The 17760-nt window shown below is 71.5% G+C and carries 18 protein-coding genes; 4 read left to right on the top strand and 14 right to left on the bottom strand.

Features of this window, described 5'->3' with window-relative positions; translation table 11 throughout:
* The first annotated feature begins 12 nt into the window (after positions 1-12).
* Positions 13-1431, top strand: a complete 1419-nt coding sequence (gene atpD, locus I5731_RS09530; protein WP_197311106.1) for a F0F1 ATP synthase subunit beta — start codon at positions 13-15, stop codon at positions 1429-1431.
* Between the two features lie 90 nt (positions 1432-1521).
* The gene (locus tag I5731_RS09535) at positions 1522-1929 is read left to right on the top strand and encodes a F0F1 ATP synthase subunit epsilon (RefSeq protein WP_197311107.1); all 408 of its coding nucleotides are present in this window, start codon (positions 1522-1524) and stop codon (positions 1927-1929) included.
* Positions 1930-2069: 140 nt separating this feature from the next.
* On the opposite strand, the gene I5731_RS09540 is transcribed toward I5731_RS09535, so the two are convergent.
* From I5731_RS09540 to obgE, 13 genes are all read right to left on the bottom strand, one after another.
* Complete coding sequence (locus I5731_RS09540; RefSeq protein ID WP_197311108.1) at positions 2070-3335, bottom strand: DUF2254 domain-containing protein; 1266 nt, start codon at positions 3333-3335, stop codon at positions 2070-2072.
* 55 nt (positions 3336-3390) lie between these two features.
* Entirely contained in the window at positions 3391-3972 is a 582-nt protein-coding gene (locus I5731_RS09545; protein ID WP_328838507.1) for an RNA pyrophosphohydrolase, read from the bottom strand.
* The gene (locus I5731_RS09550) at positions 3969-4496 is read right to left on the bottom strand and encodes an RNA pyrophosphohydrolase (RefSeq protein ID WP_197311109.1); all 528 of its coding nucleotides are present in this window, start codon (positions 4494-4496) and stop codon (positions 3969-3971) included. Before I5731_RS09550 ends, I5731_RS09545 begins: the two co-directional genes overlap by 4 nt.
* A gap of 45 nt (positions 4497-4541) precedes the next feature.
* The gene (locus I5731_RS09555) at positions 4542-5717 is read right to left on the bottom strand and encodes a divergent polysaccharide deacetylase family protein (protein WP_197311110.1); all 1176 of its coding nucleotides are present in this window, start codon (positions 5715-5717) and stop codon (positions 4542-4544) included.
* Positions 5718-5889: 172 nt separating this feature from the next.
* Positions 5890-7221 carry a S41 family peptidase gene (locus tag I5731_RS09560; RefSeq protein ID WP_210336269.1) on the bottom strand — a complete coding sequence of 444 codons (1332 nt, stop codon included), beginning with the start codon at positions 7219-7221 and terminating at the stop codon, positions 5890-5892.
* Positions 7218-8522, bottom strand: a complete 1305-nt coding sequence (locus I5731_RS20020; RefSeq protein ID WP_197311111.1) for a murein hydrolase activator EnvC family protein — start codon at positions 8520-8522, stop codon at positions 7218-7220. Before I5731_RS20020 ends, I5731_RS09560 begins: the two co-directional genes overlap by 4 nt.
* A 189-nt stretch (positions 8523-8711) precedes the next feature.
* The gene (gene rlmH, locus I5731_RS09570) at positions 8712-9194 is read right to left on the bottom strand and encodes a 23S rRNA (pseudouridine(1915)-N(3))-methyltransferase RlmH (RefSeq protein ID WP_197311112.1); all 483 of its coding nucleotides are present in this window, start codon (positions 9192-9194) and stop codon (positions 8712-8714) included.
* Between the two features lie 60 nt (positions 9195-9254).
* Entirely contained in the window at positions 9255-9662 is a 408-nt protein-coding gene (rsfS, locus tag I5731_RS09575; protein WP_235981652.1) for a ribosome silencing factor, read from the bottom strand.
* Positions 9663-9794: 132 nt separating this feature from the next.
* The gene (locus tag I5731_RS09580; protein WP_197311113.1) at positions 9795-10427 is read right to left on the bottom strand and encodes a nicotinate-nucleotide adenylyltransferase; all 633 of its coding nucleotides are present in this window, start codon (positions 10425-10427) and stop codon (positions 9795-9797) included.
* Positions 10428-10484: 57 nt separating this feature from the next.
* Positions 10485-11768, bottom strand: coding sequence for a glutamate-5-semialdehyde dehydrogenase (locus I5731_RS09585; protein WP_197311114.1), 1284 nt, complete (start codon positions 11766-11768; stop codon positions 10485-10487).
* Positions 11769-12045: 277 nt separating this feature from the next.
* The gene (locus I5731_RS09590; protein WP_197311115.1) at positions 12046-12234 is read right to left on the bottom strand and encodes a hypothetical protein; all 189 of its coding nucleotides are present in this window, start codon (positions 12232-12234) and stop codon (positions 12046-12048) included.
* Between the two features lie 118 nt (positions 12235-12352).
* Positions 12353-13519: a glutamate 5-kinase gene (gene proB / locus I5731_RS09595; protein ID WP_197311116.1), complete on the bottom strand. Its 1167-nt coding sequence runs from the start codon at positions 13517-13519 to the stop codon at positions 12353-12355.
* 287 nt (positions 13520-13806) lie between these two features.
* A complete protein-coding gene (gene obgE, locus I5731_RS09600; RefSeq protein ID WP_197311117.1) occupies positions 13807-14850 on the bottom strand; it encodes a GTPase ObgE in 1044 nt (347 codons plus the stop codon).
* Between the two features lie 167 nt (positions 14851-15017).
* Here obgE and I5731_RS09605 point away from each other — a divergent pair, with 167 nt between their 5' ends.
* Positions 15018-16175, top strand: coding sequence for a class I SAM-dependent methyltransferase (locus I5731_RS09605; RefSeq protein ID WP_197311118.1), 1158 nt, complete (start codon positions 15018-15020; stop codon positions 16173-16175).
* Positions 16172-16885 (top strand): pseudouridine synthase, encoded by a 714-nt coding sequence (locus tag I5731_RS09610; RefSeq protein ID WP_328838514.1) that lies wholly within the window; start codon positions 16172-16174, stop codon positions 16883-16885. The genes I5731_RS09605 and I5731_RS09610 overlap by 4 nt, the downstream gene beginning before the upstream one ends.
* Before the next feature lie 18 nt (positions 16886-16903).
* On the opposite strand, the gene I5731_RS09615 is transcribed toward I5731_RS09610, so the two are convergent.
* On the bottom strand, positions 16904-17749 hold the full coding sequence (locus I5731_RS09615) for an IclR family transcriptional regulator (RefSeq protein ID WP_197311119.1): 846 nt from the start codon (positions 17747-17749) through the stop codon (positions 16904-16906).
* Between the last annotated feature and the right edge of the window lie 11 nt (positions 17750-17760).

Below are 17760 nucleotides of genomic sequence, written 5' to 3' on the forward strand. Positions count from 1 at the left end.
AGGACTCAACTGATGGCGAATGTCGGACGTATCACGCAGGTCATCGGCGCCGTCGTCGACGTCAAGTTCGACGACCAGCTCCCGGCGATCCTGAACGCGCTGGAAACCACCAACAACGGCGCGCGCCTCGTGCTCGAGGTCGCCCAGCACCTCGGCGAGAACACCGTCCGCACGATCGCGATGGACACCTCCGAGGGTCTGGTGCGCGGCCAGACCGTCACCGACACCGGCGCGCCGATCTCGGTGCCGGTCGGTGAAGCGACCCTCGGCCGCATCATGAACGTCATCGGCGAGCCGGTCGACCAGGCCGGCCCGGTGGTCGGCGAGGCGGTGCGCTCGATCCACCAGAACGCGCCGGAATACGTCGAGCAGGCCACCGAGGCCGAGATCCTCGTCACCGGCATCAAGGTCGTCGACCTGCTGGCGCCCTACGCGAAGGGCGGCAAGATCGGCCTGTTCGGCGGCGCCGGCGTCGGCAAGACCGTTCTGATCATGGAACTGATCAACAACGTCGCCAAGGCGCACGGCGGCTACTCGGTGTTCGCCGGCGTCGGCGAGCGCACCCGCGAGGGCAACGATCTCTACCACGAGATGATCGAATCGGGCGTGAACAAGCACGGCGGCGGCGAAGGCTCCAAGTGCGCCCTCGTCTATGGCCAGATGAACGAGCCGCCGGGCGCCCGCGCCCGCGTCGCGCTGACCGGCCTCACCGTCGCGGAGCACTTCCGCGACAAGGGCCAGGACGTGCTGTTCTTCGTCGACAACATCTTCCGCTTCACCCAGGCGGGTTCGGAGCTGTCGGCGCTGCTCGGCCGCATCCCGTCGGCGGTGGGCTACCAGCCGACGCTCGCCACCGACATGGGCGCGCTGCAGGAACGCATCACCACCACCACCAAGGGCTCGATCACCTCGGTGCAGGCGATCTACGTGCCCGCCGACGATCTGACCGACCCGGCCCCGGCGACGTCCTTCGCCCACCTCGACGCGACGACCACGCTGTCGCGCTCGATCGCGGAAAAGGGCATCTACCCGGCGGTGGATCCGCTCGACTCGACCTCGCGCATGCTCGACGCCCGCATCATCGGTGACGAGCACTACGCCGTCGCCCGCCGCGTGCAGGAAATCCTGCAGCGCTACAAGTCGCTGCAGGACATCATCGCGATCCTGGGCATGGACGAGCTCTCCGAAGAAGACCGCATGACGGTGGCGCGCGCCCGCAAGATCGAGCGCTTCCTGTCGCAGCCGTTCTTCGTCGCGGAAGTGTTCACCGGTTCGCCGGGCAAGCTCGTCGCGCTCGAAGACACCATCAAGGGCTTCAAGGGCCTGTGCGAGGGTGCCTACGACCACCTCCCCGAGGCGGCCTTCTACATGGTCGGCACGATCGAGGAAGCGATGGAAAAGGCCGAGCGTCTGGCTGCCAAGGCGGCCTGACCTGCGCTGCCGTCCAGCGCTGCCTGAACCGAGCAAGGCTCGACGGCGTTGCGGGGTTTTCCGCAACGCCCGTCCTTTGAGGAACCGACCATGGCCGCACCGTTCAAGTTCGAGCTCGTGAGCCCCGAGCGCCTGTTGCTGTCGGCGGAGGTGACGCAGGTCGACCTGCCGGGCACCGAAGGCGACTTCGGCGTGCTCGCCGGCCACGCGCCGTTCGTCGCCACGCTCCGCCCGGGCATCGCGACCGTCACCAAGTCCGGCGGCGAGGTCGTCAAGATCTTCGTGCGCGGCGGCCTCGCCGACGTCTCCCCGGCCGGCCTCACCGTGCTCGCCGAAAAGGCGATCCCGGTCTCCGAAATGAAGGCCGACCAGATCGCGGCCGAGATCGCGGTCGCCGAGACGGCGGTCGCCAATGCGATCGGCGAAAGCGCCCGCCAGGCGGCGGCGCTGAAGCTGGCGCAGCTCAAGGACCTGGTGGGGTCGCTGAAGGCGGCCTGACCCGGGAATTGTCCCGACGATTGTTTTCAGAAGGCCCGGTCGGCAGCGACCGGGCCTTTTTCGTGGGCGGCATCCGGAATTCGCCACCGAGCCTCGCGGTCCCTCGACCCGCGCATGCGGCGGCACGATTGCCCGCCCGGTCACTCCGGCCGAGTGACGAGGGCGTTGCCGCTGGCGGCGGCGCGCATCACCGTCTGGTCCTCGGGCAACGTCAGTGCCGCGAGGCTGCGCGCCAGCGCGGCGCGGGCGTGCTGGCTGACGAGCTCGGCGTGACGGCCGTCACCGGCGCGGGCTAGAATGCCGAGCATCTTCTGCAGCCGGATCGCGACCTCGAGGATGCCGGCGCCGTCCCGGGCGATCGGGCGGATGAAGTCGTCGAGCAGGTCGTCCGGCGACAGGCGCGGCGCGTAGACGGCCGGATGACTTGTGGCGCCCGCGGTCTCCTCCGGCTCGTCGAACCAGCGGGCGAGCAGGCGGGTGCCGGCGGCGAGCGCGGTGATCGCGGTGCCGGGATCGTTGATCCCGGGCGACAGCGCGCGCGAGGCGATTTCGGCGAGCACGATCAGGCCGAAGCGGAAGTCGCTCGCAAAGTGCCGCTGCTCGGTCACGGTGAGGGCACCGCGCAGGGTCTCCATCTCGGCGGCCCCGAGCGGGCGGCGGGTCGCGGCGATGGTGCGGCGCCGGTCGACATAGGCGCCGGGCAGCACGTCGAGGCGGATCTCGGTCCCGGCGTCGTCCGCGAGCTTGGCGATGGCGCCGATGTCGATGTGCTGGACATAGCCGTCGCGGGCGGCGCTCACCGGAAAGCCGGCGTCGCTGCCCCAGTCGCCGTGCGGCCGGGCCCCGAGCCCGGGATGCGCGATCCAGCGATCGAGCGCCTCGCCGGCGGCGCGTTCGACCCGCTTGGTGGTCTCGTCGACGCGCACCAGCGACGAGAGGTGATCCATCCAGCGCAGGAAGGTGACGACGATCCACACCATCACCGCGAGGGTCGCGACGAACAGCGCCAGGCTGCCCTCGTCGCCGAAGACGCCGAGATTGATCCAGACCAGCGCCGTGACGGCATAGATGAAGGCGCCGAGGAACACCGAGATGGCGTTCTGGGCGGTCTGGTCCTCGGTGACGAGCGGGGTCGCGCGCGGCGTCACGTTGTCGGTCGCGGCGGAAAAGCTCGAGACCATGGTGGTGAGCGCGAAGGTGGTCACCGGCAGCATGCTGCTCGCGAGCAGGCTGAGCATGGTCTCGGTCGCCGCGCGGTCGATGCGGAGCAGCGTCAGGTCGGCGAGCAGGTCGTCGACGACGCTGGCGAGCACGACGACCGCGATCGACAGCAGCACGAAGAACACGGCGCGCAGGCCGAGCCGGCGCAGCGTGTTGCGCATGAGAAAGGCGAAGTTGCTGATCATGGCGGCCCCCGGTTACCGTTGCGTGGCGGCGTCGGTCGCGACCGGCCGTCCGGCGTCAACGCGCGAGGACCGCGAATCGCTCCGCGACACGGGCGTAGGTCGGCCGGCGGTGCAGCGGGCCGGTCAGCGGCAGCTCGGCGAGCCGCGTCCAGCGCCATTCGGCGAACTCGGCCGGCTCGTGGGTGTGCTCGGCCGTCACGGTGATCTCGGCCTCCGCGCCGGTAAAGCGGAAGGCGGCCCAGCGCTGGGTCTGGCCGCGGAACGGGAACAGCTTGTGGCTCGGCGCCCCGCGGACGGGAAAATCATAGGGCCACCAGTCGTCGGTGATCGCGACGAGGTCGGCGGAGCGGACGCCGGTCTCCTCGAACAGCTCGCGCCGGGCGGCGGACTCGATGTCCTCGCCGGCGTCGATGCCGCCCTGCGGCAGGATCCAGTCGGCGCCGGGCGCGACGATCTCGGGGTCGGGCCAGCCGTGGGGGTTGGCGAAGGCGCGCCCCGCGAAGACGAGGCCGGCCGCGTTGAAGAGGCAGATGCCGACGTTCGGCCGGTAGGGCAGGTCCGGCGACAGCGGCGCCCGCAGCGCCGGGTCGACCGGGGCGGTGGCGGCCGGGGCGCGCTCGAGCTTGACGGGCGTCACCGGCCGGCGCCGGGGGCTGCGAGGTGGGCGAAGGCGGCGACGACCTGCTCGTAGACCGGCCGCTTGAAGGCGACGATCAGGCCGGGCAGCCGGTCGAGCGTCTCCCAGCGCCAGGCGCCGAACTCGGGCTTGTGGGCGCCGCCGGCCGGGCGGTCGATGTCGATCTCGCTTTCGTCGCCCTCGAAGCGGAAGGCGAACCACTTCTGCGTCTGGCCGCGCCAGCGGCCCTTCCAGGATTTCCGCACGAGGTCCGGCGGCAGGTCGTAGGCGTACCAGTCCGGGGCCTCGGCGATCAGGCTGACGGAGGAGACGTTGGTCTCCTCGTAAAGTTCGCGCTTCGCCGCGGCGAGCGGGTCCTCGCCCTCGTCGATGCCGCCCTGCGGCATCTGCCAGGCGTCGTCCGGGTCGATTGGCTGGGTGGAGCCCTCCTGGCGGCGGCGCTGGCCGACGAAGGCGCGGCCATCCCGCGACAGCAGCATGATGCCGACGCAGGGGCGGTAAGGCAGGTCGGTGCGGTCGGGCATCGAGGGCTCCGGGGGGTGATTGATCGCCGGCAGGCCGGCGCGGGGTCAGCGCGCGGCGAGGGTGGCGGTGACGGGCACCAGAGTGATGCCGCGGTTCTCGAGGCCGCGGGTCCATTCGGCGATGCGCCGCACCGAGACCGGCAGCGCCGAGGCATAGCCGACGGCGAGGCCGCGGGTGCGGGCGAGCTGCTCGAGCTGGGCGAGGCGGGCGTCGATGTCGGCGTCGCTCGGCAGCGCGTCGACGACGAGATCGGCGCCGGCGACCGGCGTCGACAGCCGGCGGCCGATCTCCAGCGTGCGGCTGCGGCTCGACGAGCCGTCGTCGAAATAGAGCAGGCCGCGGTCCTTCAACGTGCGCAGCATCGGCTCGACGGCGGCGGGATCGGCGGTGAAGCGGGCGCCCATGTAGTTCATCACGCCGACATAGGCGCCGAGGCGGGACATCAGCCAGTCGAGGCGCTCGCTGTTCTGCTCGGGGGCGAGCGTCGTCAGCAGCGTGTGCGGGCCGGGGTCGTTGTCGGGGTAGTCGAACGGCTCCAGCGGGAGTTGCAGCAGCAGTTCGTGGCCGTCCTGGCGGGCGCGGCCCTGCCAGAGGTCGAGGCTGTTGCCGTAGGGGGCGAACGCCAGCGTCACCTCGGCGGGCAGCTGGCGCAGCGCCTCCTGGGTGCCGCTCTGGCTGAGGCCGATGCCGCCGATGATGATGGCGATCTTCGGCGAGGCGCCGACGATCGGCGGCACGGGGCGGGCATAGGCGTCGAGCGGGCGGGTGCCGTCGGCACCGATCTTCGGCAGTTGCCCGAAGCGGCCTTCCTCGACGAGCTCGTCGAGCGCGCGCAGCGGCATCGCGCGGGCGTCGGCGGCGGTGGGCAGCGCGGCGCCGCTGCCGGGCTGGTCGACGGCGGCGATCATGTCGTCGCCGTCGTCCTCGGCCGTGCCGGGGGGGGCGGCCGCCGCGATATCGTCCGCCGCGTCGAGGTCCTCGCCGCTGCCCGAGCGCACCCCGACCACCGAGACGGCGTTGCCGCCGGTCCGCGCGGCGTCGCGGTCGATCCGTGCGCTCGCCACAGGCTGGCCGCCGAGCGGGTCGTCGACCATCACGGCCCAGATCACGGCGACCATGACGACGAGGCTGACGGCGGCGACGAAGATCATCGCGATCGGCCAACGACGCCGCGACGCCTTGGGAATGGCGATGCCGAGCGGGGCCGATAGGTCGTTCATCGCCTCTCCGTGCGCTCATCGCGGCTACGGCCGTGAAGGGCGGTCCGCCCCGCATCCCGCGAGGCGCGAATCAAAGGGCCGGGCGAATGCCCGGCCCCTGGAGTCTCGCATGTTCGGTCCCGGGCCGGAAGCGCCCCGCCGGCTGGCGGGGTGCTGCCCGGTCCGGCGCGCGTCAGTTCGGAACCGGCGCGTCCGTTGCCGGCGGGAAGGCACCGTTGGCCTGCAGGCCACGCAGCAGGTCGTAGGCGTAGTTGAGCTGCTTGTCGTCCTTCGGCTCCGGCGGCACGTAGGCCTGGGAGCCGGTCTCCTCCGAGCCGTCCTGCGACGATAGGTGGCCGCGCAGGCTCGCCTCGCCGCGGGTCGCGTCTTCCTGGCCCTTCAGTTCTTCGGGCAGGTCCTGCAGCAGCTCGATGTCCGGCACGATGCCCTTGGCCTGGATCGACGTGCCCGACGGCGTGTAGTAGCGCGCCGTGGTGAGGCGGATCGCGCCGTTCTGGCCGAGCGGGATGATCGTCTGCACCGAACCCTTGCCGAAGGAGCGGCTGCCGAGAATCGTGGCGCGGCGGTGGTCCTGCAGGGCTCCGGCGACGATCTCCGAGGCCGACGCCGAACCGCCGTTGACGAGCACGATGACGGGCTTGCCCCCGGTCAGGTCGCCCGAACGGGCGCTGTAGCGGCGGGTCTCGTTCTCGTGCCGGCCGCGGGTGGAGACGATCTCGCCCTTGTCGAGGAACGCATCCGAGACCGCGATCGCCTGGTCGAGCAGGCCGCCGGGGTTGTTGCGCAGGTCGATGACGAAGCCCTTCAGCTGGTCGCCCGGCAAGTCCTTGCGGATCTTGTCGATCGCCGTCTTCAGGCCGTCGAAGGTCTGCTCGGTGAACTGCGTCACGCGGACGTAGCCGATGTCGCCCTCGACGCGCGAACGCACCGACTGGATGCGGATCACGTCGCGCTTGATCGAGATGTCGAGCGGCTTGTCGGTGCCCTTGCGGACGATGGTGAGCTTGATCGGCGAGTTGATCGGCCCGCGCATCTTCTCGACCGCCTGCTGCAGGGTGAGACCCTGCACCTGCTCGCCGTCGAGGCCGACGATGAGGTCGCCGGAGAGGATGCCGGCCTTGGCCGCGGGCGTGTCGTCGATCGGGGTGACGACCTTGACGACGCCCTCCTCCATCGTGACCTCGATGCCGAGGCCGCCGAACTCGCCCTTGGTCTGGACCTGCATGTCCTGGAACGATTTCGCGTTCATGAAGCTCGAATGCGGGTCGAGCGAGGTCAGCATGCCGTTGACGGCCGCCTCGATCAGTTCCGCATCATCGGGCGCTTCCACGTAGTCGGCGCGAATCCGCTCGAACACGTCGCCGAACAGCGTCAGTTGCCGGTAGGTATCGGGGCTCGCGGCGTTCGCGACGCTCACCCGGCCGAAGTCGACTTGGCCGGCGACGAAGGACGCGGCGGCGCCCAACAGGGCGCCGGCGGCGAGAAGTGACGTTTTCCTGATCATCCGCGAACCTTCCGATCTTCGGAGGCGACCCACCACGGCGACGGGTCGATCGACATTCCATCCTTGCGGAACTCAATATATAGAACGGGCTGCGAGACATTCGAATCCGGCGCCATGGCGCTCGCGAGCCTCTGGCTGCCCATTTCGCCGATCGGCTCGCCAGTCAGCACGAACTGACCGAGCTCCACGTCGACGGTCTGCATCCCTGCCAGAACGACATGATATCCGTCTCCGGCGTTCAGGATCAAGAGTCGCCCGTAAGAGCGGAATTCACCGGCATAGACAACCCAGCCGTCACAGGGGGCCGCGACGCGGGCGCCGGCACGGGTCGCGACCGACATGCCCTGGGCCGTGCCGCCGAGGCCGGTGTCGTCGCCGAAGGCCTGCACCTCGACGCCGCGAACCGGCAGGTTCAAGCTGCCGCGGGCACTTGCGAAGGCGATGGCCGGGCTGATCCGGCCACTGTCGTCGATGGCCGGGCGCTCGGCCAGCGCCCGGTCGCGGGCCGCCTCGGCGGCGCGGCGGGCGCTGTCGAGATCGCGCTCGAGAGCGGCTATCAATTCTTCGAGACTACGGGCTTCGCCAGCGAGATCTTCAGCTTTCATCCGTTCGGTGGCGAGCGTGGCGGCCGAGTTTTCCTCGAGCTTGCGCTTTTCCTCGACCAGCAGCGCCACCCGCTCGCGCGCCTCGGCGAGGGTTTCGCGGTCGGCGGTGAGGCGGGCGAGTTCGGCGGCCGCTTCGTCGCGCACCGCGACCAGGGCGGCGAGGTCGGAGGCGAGCGCCTCGGCCTCGAGCCGGATCTCGGGCAGCACGGCGCCGAAGACGATCGCCGAGCGGATCGCGCCCAGCGCATCCTCGGGCTTCACGATCAGCGCCGGCGGCGGCCGGCGGCCGATCCGCTGCAACGCGGCGAGCACGTCGGCGAGCACGTGGCGGCGGGCGTTGAGCCGGGTGCGGATGCCGGCGGCGTTGGCGTCGAGCCGGGCGAGGCGCTCCTCGCTGCGGCCGAGCTCGTCCTCCAGCGGCCCCATGCGGGCGGCGGTGGCGATCAGGTCGTCGTTGAGGCTGGCGCGGTCCTTGGCGATCTCGGCGATCTCGGCGGCGAGCGCCGCCTGGCGTTCTTCGGACAGCCGGATGCTGGCGCTGATCCGCTCGAGCTCGGTCTGGCGCTTCAGCTGCTCGACCTCGATGGTGCTCGGGTCGACCGGCGCCTGAGCCGTCGTTTCCGCCGCGGGCTGCGCGCGCGCGTGGCCAGCCCACGCCGGCAGCGCCAGCACGGCCAGCGCGACAAGCGCCCGCACGGCCGCCGACCGGCGGTGCGGCCCGGCGACAACCGGAGCGTCATGGAGAAATTCGGGTCGGAGGGACATTGCCCGTCGATGCTGCCACGGTCGCGTTAACGGATCGTCAACCATGTCGGCCGCCGCGTCCGCTCAAGGGCGTAGCGGGCGGAGGTGGCGAAATCCGGGCGGTGCGGCGACCTCGGCGCGTCAGGCGCGGTGATAGGGGTGGCCGGCGAGGATGGTGACGGCCCGGTAGAGCTGCTCGGCGACGAGGATGCGCACGATCTGGTGCGGAAAAGTCAGCCGGCCCAGTGCGATACGCCGGCGCGCCGCGGCCAGCACCGCCTCGCCGTGCCCGTCGGCGCCGCCGATCAGCAGGGCGAGCGTCGGGGTGCCGCCATCGCGGACGGCGGCGATATGGCCGGCGAAATCCTCGCTGGTCGGGGTCTCGCCGCGCTCGTCGAGCACGAAGATCGCGCTTCGCTCGGGCAGGCCGGCGAGCAGGCCGGCGGCCTCCTCGTCTTTCCGCGCCGCGGCGCGGTCGGCGCGGCTCTCGCCGATCTCGCGCACCTCGACGGGGCCGAGCCCCAGCGGCCGGCCGGCCTTGTCGGCGCGGTCGAGGTAGCGCGCGGCAAGTTCGCGCTCGGGCCCGGTCTTCATCCGGCCCACGGCCCCGATGACGATGCGCATCGCTTCAAATGCCGCGCGGCGGATGCCGGCGGCCCCTCGTTCGATCGGGTCCCTCGGAGTTCAGCCGCGGCGAAGTTCCGCCGTGGTGTCCACCGACCACATCTTCTCGAGATTGTAGAAGGTGCGGACTTCCGGACGGAAGACGTGGACGATCACGTCGCCGGCGTCGATCAGCACCCAGTCGCAGGCCGTCATGCCCTCGACCGCGGCATTGCCGAAGCCGTGGTCCTTGAGGTCCTGCAACACATGCTCGGCGATGGCCGCGACATGGCGATGCGAGCGGCCGCTGGCCACCACCATGAAGTCGGCAATCGGCGTCTTGGATGCGATGTCGATGGCGACGACGTCCTCGGCCTTGCTGTCGTCGAGGGTCGTCAGGATGGCGGCGAGAAGCGCCGGCCGGTCCGTTTCCGGCTGGATCGCCGGCAGCGGCGCCGAGGTTGCGGCGCCTTCGGACATGAGTACCATGCTCAGGGGTAGAACCTCCGGTTCACTGGATCGTCGGCAGCGCCGGCCGATCACGCTGCGGCTGCGCCGGACCGGCAATTCCGCCGTCCATCCGCGTCCGCAGTTCAAGAGTGTGCGTGTTACACGACATTTTCAAGTCGCGCGGGTGTTTTCGGCCGGATTCGCCGCCGCACGCCCGTGCGCCGCGCGCACGGCGGTCGAGGACAGGGCGACGCGGCGGCCCGTCAGCAGGATCCAGGCGGGTGGTCGGCAGCCGGGAAGGCGGCGCCCGTCGCCGCCGCGCAGGCGCGCCCCGGCGAAGGCGCGGGCGGCGGGCGACGACAGCGCGGCGAAGGTGGCGCCGGGCCGGTCGACCACCGCGATCGGCACCAGCCGGCAGATTTCGCGCCAGTGCCCCCAGCGGTGCATCGTCGCCCAGTTGTCGGCGCCGACGACGAGCACGAAGCGCACGCCCGGGCGCAGGCGGACGAGGCGGCGGACGAGGTCGATGGTGTAGCGGGTGCCGAGCCGCGTCTCGGCGTCGGTCGCCACCATGCGCGGGTCTTCGCAGAGCGCCCGCACGGCGGCCATCCGCTCCGCGAGCGGCGCGAGGCCGCCGGTGTCTTTCAGCGGGTTGCCCGGCGTCACCAGCCACCAGACCCGATCCAGGCCCAGCCGGCGCAGCGCGAGGCCGGCCGCGGTGAGATGGCCGCGGTGCGGCGGGTCGAACGAGCCGCCGAAAAGGCCGACGGCAAGGCCCGGCGTGGTGGCGGGGAGGCGCGCCATGACGAACTCGCGTGGCTTCGGGGCGGGGGCGATCGTCAGGCACCGGCCAGACGCGGCTCACGGCCGCGTCTGGCCGGTGCCGATGACGCGGTACTTGAAGCTCGTCAGCTGCTCGGCGCCGACCGGGCCGCGGGCGTGCATCTTGCCGGTGGCGATGCCGATCTCCGCGCCCATGCCGAATTCGCCGCCGTCGGCGAACTGGGTCGAGGCGTTCCAGGCGACGATCGCCGAATCGATGCCGTTCATGAAGCGCTCGGCGGCTTCGGCGTCTCCGGTGACGATCGCCTCGGTGTGGTGCGAGCCGTAGGTCTCGATGTGCTCGATCGCGGCGTCGACGCCATCGACGATCCGCACCGAGAGGATCGCGTCGAGGTACTCGGTGCGCCAGTCGTCCTCGGTCGCGGCGAGCGCCGCCGGCCACAGCGCACGCACCTCGGCGTCGCCGCGGATCTCGCAGCCCATCGCGGCGAGATCGTCGAGGATCGGCCCGAGATGGCTGCCGGCGACGGCGCGGTCGACCAGCAGCGTCTCGGCCGAACCGCAGACGCCGGTGCGGCGCAGCTTGGCGTTGAGGGTGATGGCGCGCGCCATGGCGAGGTCGGCGGCCTTGTCGACGTAGACGTGGCAGATGCCCTCGAGATGGGCGAACACCGGCACGCGCGCCTCGGCCTGCACCCGCGCGACGAGGCTTTTTCCCCCGCGCGGCACGATGACGTCGACGTTGCCGCCGAGTCCCGAGAGCAGCGCGCCGACGGCGGCGCGGTCGCGCGTCGGCACCAGCTGGATCGCGCCCGCCGGCAGGCCGGCCACCTCGAGGCCGGCGACGAGGGCGCGGTGGATCGCGGTGCAGCTTTCGAAGCTGTCGGAGCCGCAGCGCAGGATCGCCGCGTTGCCGGCTTTCAGTGCTAGACCGCCGGCGTCGGCGCAGACGTTCGGCCGGCTCTCGAAGATGATGCCGATGACGCCGAGCGGCGTCGCGACGCGCTCGATCTTCAGCCCGTTCGGCCGCTCCCAGGCGGCGAGCGTGCGGCCGACCGGATCGGGCAGGGCGGCGATGTCCTCGAGCGCCACGGCGATCGCCTCGATCCGGGCCGGGGTCAGCGTGCCGCGGTCGATGAACGAGGCAGCCTGGCCGGCGCCCTGCATCGCGGCGAGGTCGAGGGCGTTGGCCGCGAGGATCTCGCCACGCGCCGCCCGCACCGCGGCCGCCATCGCGACGAGCGCCGCCGTCTTCTCCGCCGGGCTCGCCACCGCGAGCCGCCGTGCGGCGGCGCGGGCGGTCCGGCCGATGCCGGCCATCAGGCCGGCGACGTCGTCGGGGGTGCGGGTCTTGTCGAGCATGGGTCCGGGTCCGGGTGTTCGGTGGAGGAGAAGTTCTAGAGAGTTGGGGGCGGGAGGGGAAGGGTGGAAGGGGGCCTTGGGTGGTGGCGACTGCCGCGGATGCTGTCAGTCGTCCTGCGCCGCATAGGTCGGGATCGTCATCCCCGCGAAAGCGGGGATCCAACTCTCCCTGAACTCGGACGGCGCAATGCTGCGCGGCAGTGCCAGACCGAGGCGGCGCACGCGCGGTGAGTTGGATCCCCGCTTTCGCGGGGATGACGACCTGAAGCGCAGATGCTCAATCGGACGATTGCCCGGTGTTCGGCACGGTCACGGTCGTGTCGGGGTCGTTCTCGACCGATGAGCGCCGCGCCGGACGGGATCGTCTGCTTCGCCAGAGTTCCGGCAGGAACGCCGTGGCCACCGCCAAGCTGATCAGAGCGAGGCCGAAAACGACACCGAGAGTAAGCAGGAGCCAATCGGGCATCGAAGATCACCGTCGTTGCTCGAACGAGACGATCGCATCCGAGACCGAAGAATGCAAACGATCGGCTCAACCATCTTTGATTGTGGTGACCGAGGCTGCTGCTTCAGCCACGCCCCCCTCACACCCCCGCCACATCCCCTTCGAGGCTCAGGTCATCCCGGTGGATCATCTCCGCCCGGCCGGCATAACCCAGGATCAGCTCGATCTCGCGGCTGTTGCGGCCCTTGAGGCGCTCGGCGTCGGCGCGGTCGTAGGCGACGAGGCCGCGGCCGAGTTCGCGGCCGGCTTCGTCGCGCAGCGAGACGGCGTCGCCGCGGCTGAAACTGCCGGTGATGGCGACGACGCCGGCGGGCAGCAGGCTTTTGCCCGAGTGCAGCGCCCGCACCGCGCCGGCGTCGACGACGATGCTGCCCTTCGGCTCGAGGTGGCCGGCGATCCAGGCCTTGCGGGCGGTGGCGGGGTTTTCTTCGGCGCGGAACAGGGTGCAGAGGCCGCCGGCGTCGATGCGGGCGAGGGGGTGCAGTACCTTGCCCGAGGCGATGATCATCGCGGTGCCGGCGCCGGTCGCCATCTTGCCGGCCTCGATCTTGGTCTTCATGCCGCCGCGCGACAGCTCCGAGCCCGCGGCGCCCGCCATCGCCTCGATGTCCGGCGTGATGCGGTCGACGAGCGGGATGTGGCGCGCGTCCGGGTCGAGCGCCGGCGGCGCGGTGTAGAGGCCGTCGATGTCGGAAAGCAGGATCAGCAGGTCCGACGAGGTCATGGTGGCGACGCGGGCGGCGAGGCGGTCGTTGTCGCCGTAGCGGATCTCGGTGGTGGCGACGGTGTCGTTCTCGTTGATCACCGGCACCGCCTTCCGCTCCAGCAGCGTCGCGATGGTGGCGCGGGCGTTGAGGTAGCGGCGGCGCTCCTCGGTGTCGCGCAGGGTGAGCAGGATCTGGCCGGCGGTGAGGCCGTGGCTGCCGAGGATCTCGGCATAGGTGCGCGACAGCGCGATCTGGCCGACGGCGGCGGCGGCCTGGCTCTCCTCGAGCTTCAGCTTGCCGGCGGGCAGGCCGAGCACGCCGCGGCCCATGGCGATCGCCCCCGACGAGACGACGAGCATCTCGGCGCCGCGCGCGGCGAGCCCCGCGACATCGGCGACCAGCGCCTCCAGCCAGGCGCGCTTCAGCACGCCGGACCGGCCCTCGACGAGCAGCGCCGAGCCGATCTTGACGACGATGCGGCGATAGGGGGCGAGCAGGCCGGTGCCGATGGGGGAGAGGGCGGGGGAGGGCGTGGTCATGGCGAGGGGCTTAGCTTCTTTGGGGGTTCAGTCGAAACTTCGGAACTGCCGGTTCCAATGCTCGGTCTTCTCAGTCCGTCATTCCCGCGAAAGCGGGAATCCAATTATCCGCGCATGCCGGAGCGAGTGTCAGGATGCGGCCGTCGGTGCCGGGTTGATTTCTGCTCGAGTCGGTCGGAGCCGCGTGTCATGTCCGGCTATCGCCCGTCGGGCTGGACGTTGGATCCCCGCTTTCGCGGGGATGACGACCGAAAGGTAGGAGAGACCCGCTCCCTACTCTCTCCCCACTACGGTCGCCAGTCCTCCTCGCGCCGCACCGGCGAGATGTCGGCTTCGTCGGCGCGGGCTTCCTCGATCGTCCGCCACATCATGCGCAGCGCCGCCTCGACGCCCTCGCCGGTGGCAGCGGAGAGGACGAGGGGCATGCGGCCGGCGGCCTTCTTCAGGGCCTTGATCTTCGCCTTGAGGTCGTCCTTGTCGACGATGTCGGCCTTCGACAGCGCCAGCACCTCGGCCTTTTCGTCGAGGCCGGCGCCGTAGGCTTCGAGTTCGCCGCGCACGACGCGGTAGGCCTCGGCGACATCGTCCTGGCTCGCGTCGACGAGGTGCAGCAGCACGCCGCAGCGCTCGACGTGGCCGAGGAAGCGGTCGCCGATGCCGACGCCCTCGTGCGCGCCTTCGATCAGGCCGGGGATGTCGGCGAGCACGAACTCGCGCGTCGAGACGCGCACGACGCCGAGGCCGGGGTGCAGCGTCGTGAAGGGATAGTCGGCGATCTTCGGCTTCGCCGCCGTGGTGCGGGCGAGGAAGGTCGACTTGCCGGCGTTGGGCAGGCCGACGAGGCCGGCGTCGGCGATCAGCTTCAGCCGCAGCCAGATCCACTTCTCCTCGCCCGCGAGGCCGGGGTTGGCGCGGCGCGGGGCCTGATTGGTGGAGGTCTTGAAGGTCATGTTGCCGAAGCCGCCGTTGCCGCCCTTCATGAGCAGCAACTTCTGGCCGACCTCGACCATGTCGGCGATCAGCGTCTCCTGGTCTTCCTCCAGGATCTCGGTGCCGACCGGCACCTTCAGCACCACGTCCGGCCCCTTGGCGCCGTTGCGCTGCCGGCCCATGCCGTGGCCGCCGGTCTTCGCCTTGAAATGCTGGGTGTAGCGATAGTCGATCAGCGTGTTCAGCCCGTCGACGCACTCGACCCAGACGTCGCCGCCGCGCCCGCCGTCGCCGCCGTCCGGGCCGCCGAACTCGATGAACTTCTCGCGCCGGAAGGACACCGCACCGGCGCCGCCGTCGCCGGAGCGGACGAAGACCTTCGCCTGGTCGAGGAATTTCATGACGCCGTACTCTGTTCTCTTGCCGCAATCGCGAAGACCTATGCGGCAGAAGCGCCGTTCGTGCAACGGTCGCGGTGCGGGGCAGCCTTGCCGATCGGTGCGGCGTCGCGCTCACGGGGCGCTGCAGCCCCCGCGACAAGGCCCCCGCTTTCGGCTAGACGAGCGGGATGAACGATCCAGCCCTCTCCAGCCTGTTCGTGCCGTTCGAAGACGGTTCCCTCACCCTGCCCGAGGCGGGCGGCACGCTGTTCCTGCGCGCCCGCGCCGGCAACGGCTTTGCGCGCGAGCATGCGGCGCAGATTTCCTGCGTGCAGAGCTTCAAGCCCGACGCCGACGCGCTGCTGCACGAGGGCTTCACCGTGCTGCCCGCGCCGCAGGCCGGCGGGACGTGGCCGCTGGTGCTGGTGCTGCCGCCGCGCCAGCGCGACGAGGCGCGCGCGCTGTTCGCCGAAGCGATCCGGGCCGCGACGCCGGGCGGCCTCGTGGTCGCCGCCGTTACCAACGCCGAGGGCGCCCGCACCGCGGAGGCCGACCTCGGCCAACTGTCGCCGATCTCCGGCTCGGTGTCGAAGCACAAGAGCCGTGTGTTCTGGACCAGGATCGATCCGGACGGGCTCGATACCGCCCGGCTCGACGCGGCCATCGAGCGCGACCAGCCGCGCGAGGTCGTGCCCGGCTTCCGCAGCCGGCCGGGGCTGTTCGCCTTCGACCACGTCGATACCGGCTCGGCGCTGCTCGCCGCCGCGCTCCCGGCGGACCTCTCGGGGCGCGGCGCCGACCTCGGCGCCGGCTGGGGCTATCTCGCCGCGGCGGTGCTGGCGCAAGCGCCCGGCGTCGCGGTGCTCGATCTCTACGAGGCGGAGGCGCGAGCGCTGGACCTCGCCAGGGCCAACCTCGCCGACGTGGCCGGAACGCTCGGCTTCCACTGGCTCGACGTGACGCGCGGGCTGCCGTCGTCCGGCTATGATTTCATCGTGATGAACCCGCCGTTCCACGAGCGGCGCGAGGACCGGGCCGACATCGGCCAGGCCTTCATCCGCGCCGCCGCCGCGGCGCTGCGGCCCGGCGGGCGGCTTTACATGGTGGCGAACCGGCATCTCCCCTATGAGGCGACGCTGACCGAGGCGTTTGCCGCGATCAAACCGCTGGCGGACGCCAGCGGCTACAAGGTGATCGAGGCGACCGCGAAACCGGCGGCGAAGTTGAAGCCGGCGGCGCACAAGGGCGGGCGCGACAAGGGCCGGGGCAAAGGGCGCGACGGCAAGGGGCGCGACGAGAGCGGTGACAAGGACCGCGGTGGACGCACCGGAGGAAAGCGCCGGTGAGGCTCGTCAAGCTGCTCGGCAACCTCGGCTATGGCAGTCGCAAGGAGATGCAGGCGCTGATCCGCGCCGGCCGCATCACCGACGCCGCGGGCACGCCGCTGGAGGTCGATTCGAAGACCGACCACGCCGACATCCGCTTCGACGACGCGCCGCTCGACCCGGCGCAGGGCTCGGTGATCCTGTTCCACAAGCCGGTCGGCTTCACATGCTCGACCAAGGATCCCGGCCGCATCCTCTACGAGCTGCTCCCGTCGCGCTTCCGGGCGCGAAAACCGATCATCTCGCCGGTCGGCCGGCTCGACCGCGACACCTCGGGCCTGCTGCTGCTCACCGACGACGGCGCGTTCCTGCACCGGGTGATCGCGCCGAAAAGCCACGTCGGCAAGGTCTACGAGGCGGAGCTCGCCCGGCCGCTCGAAGGCCACGAGGCCGGCGTGTTCGCCTCGGGCACCTTGCTGCTGCAGTCGGAGACGACGCCGCTGGCGCCGGCGGAGATGGTGCCGCTCGGGCCGCGCAGCGCCCGGCTGGTGCTCTACGAGGGCCGCTACCATCAGGTCCGGCGAATGTTCGCCGCCGTCGGCAACCACGTCGAGGCGCTGCACCGGCCGGCGATCGGCCGGCTGACGCTCGGCGATCTCGCCCCCGGCACATGGCGCGTGCTGCCGCCGGACGACATCGCGCTGCTGTTCGAGCCGCCCGCAGCGCCCTGAGGCCGCATCGACCGCCGTTCAGCTGCCGATCAGCTGCATGTCCGCGGCGCGCGCGATCTCGGCCGCGGCCGAGCGCAGCGTCGGGGCGTGCCGCTCGAGCTCGGCGAGCGGCAGCAGCCGCGTCGTCGTCGTCACCGAGAGGGCGCCGAGCAGCGTGCCGCGCGCGCCGACGATCGGGGCGGCGACGCAGACGACGCCGGCCTCGTGTTCCTCGTCGTCCACCGCATGGCCGCGCGCCGCGATCTGCGCGAGCTCCTGGTCCAGCCGGCCCTGCGAGGTGATCGTGTGCGGCGTGTGTCGCTCGAAGCGCTGCCGTGCGACGGCGGCGGCGCGGGCGGGCGCGGGCAGCGCCGCCAGCATCGCCTTGCCGACACCGGTGCAATAGGCCGGCCCCACCCGCCCGGGGCGCGAGAACAGGCGCAGCGACGGGCCGGCGTGGCGCTTGTCGAGATAGAGCACGTCGGAGCCGTCGAGGGCGGCGAGGTGGATGGTGGCGCCGAGTTCGGCGGCGAGCCGGTCGAGTACCGGCCGGGCGGCCTCGACGAGGCTCGCCCCTTCCCAGGCCGCATGGGCGAGGCGGATCAGGCGCAGGCCGAGCCGCCAGTGCTGGCCGCCCGGCTCGCGCATCAGCATGCCTTCGGCCTCCAACTGGTGCAGCAGCCGGTGCAGCGTCGCCTTCGGCAACGGGCTGGCGCGGTGCACGTCGGCAAAGCGCAGCGGTCGCCCGGCCGCGGCGAAGACGTCGAGCAGAGCGAGTGCGCGGCCCAGCGGGCCGATGCGGTCGGCCTCCGGAGCGGCGCCGTCCTCGGCGGCGGTGTCGGGCCCAAGGCCGATGCTCGCGCCGTCTTTCGCGTTGACACTCATCCGGGCGCAGC

It is taken from the genome of Methylobrevis albus, from assembly GCF_015904235.1.
GTDB lineage: Bacteria > Pseudomonadota > Alphaproteobacteria > Rhizobiales > Pleomorphomonadaceae > Methylobrevis_A > Methylobrevis_A albus.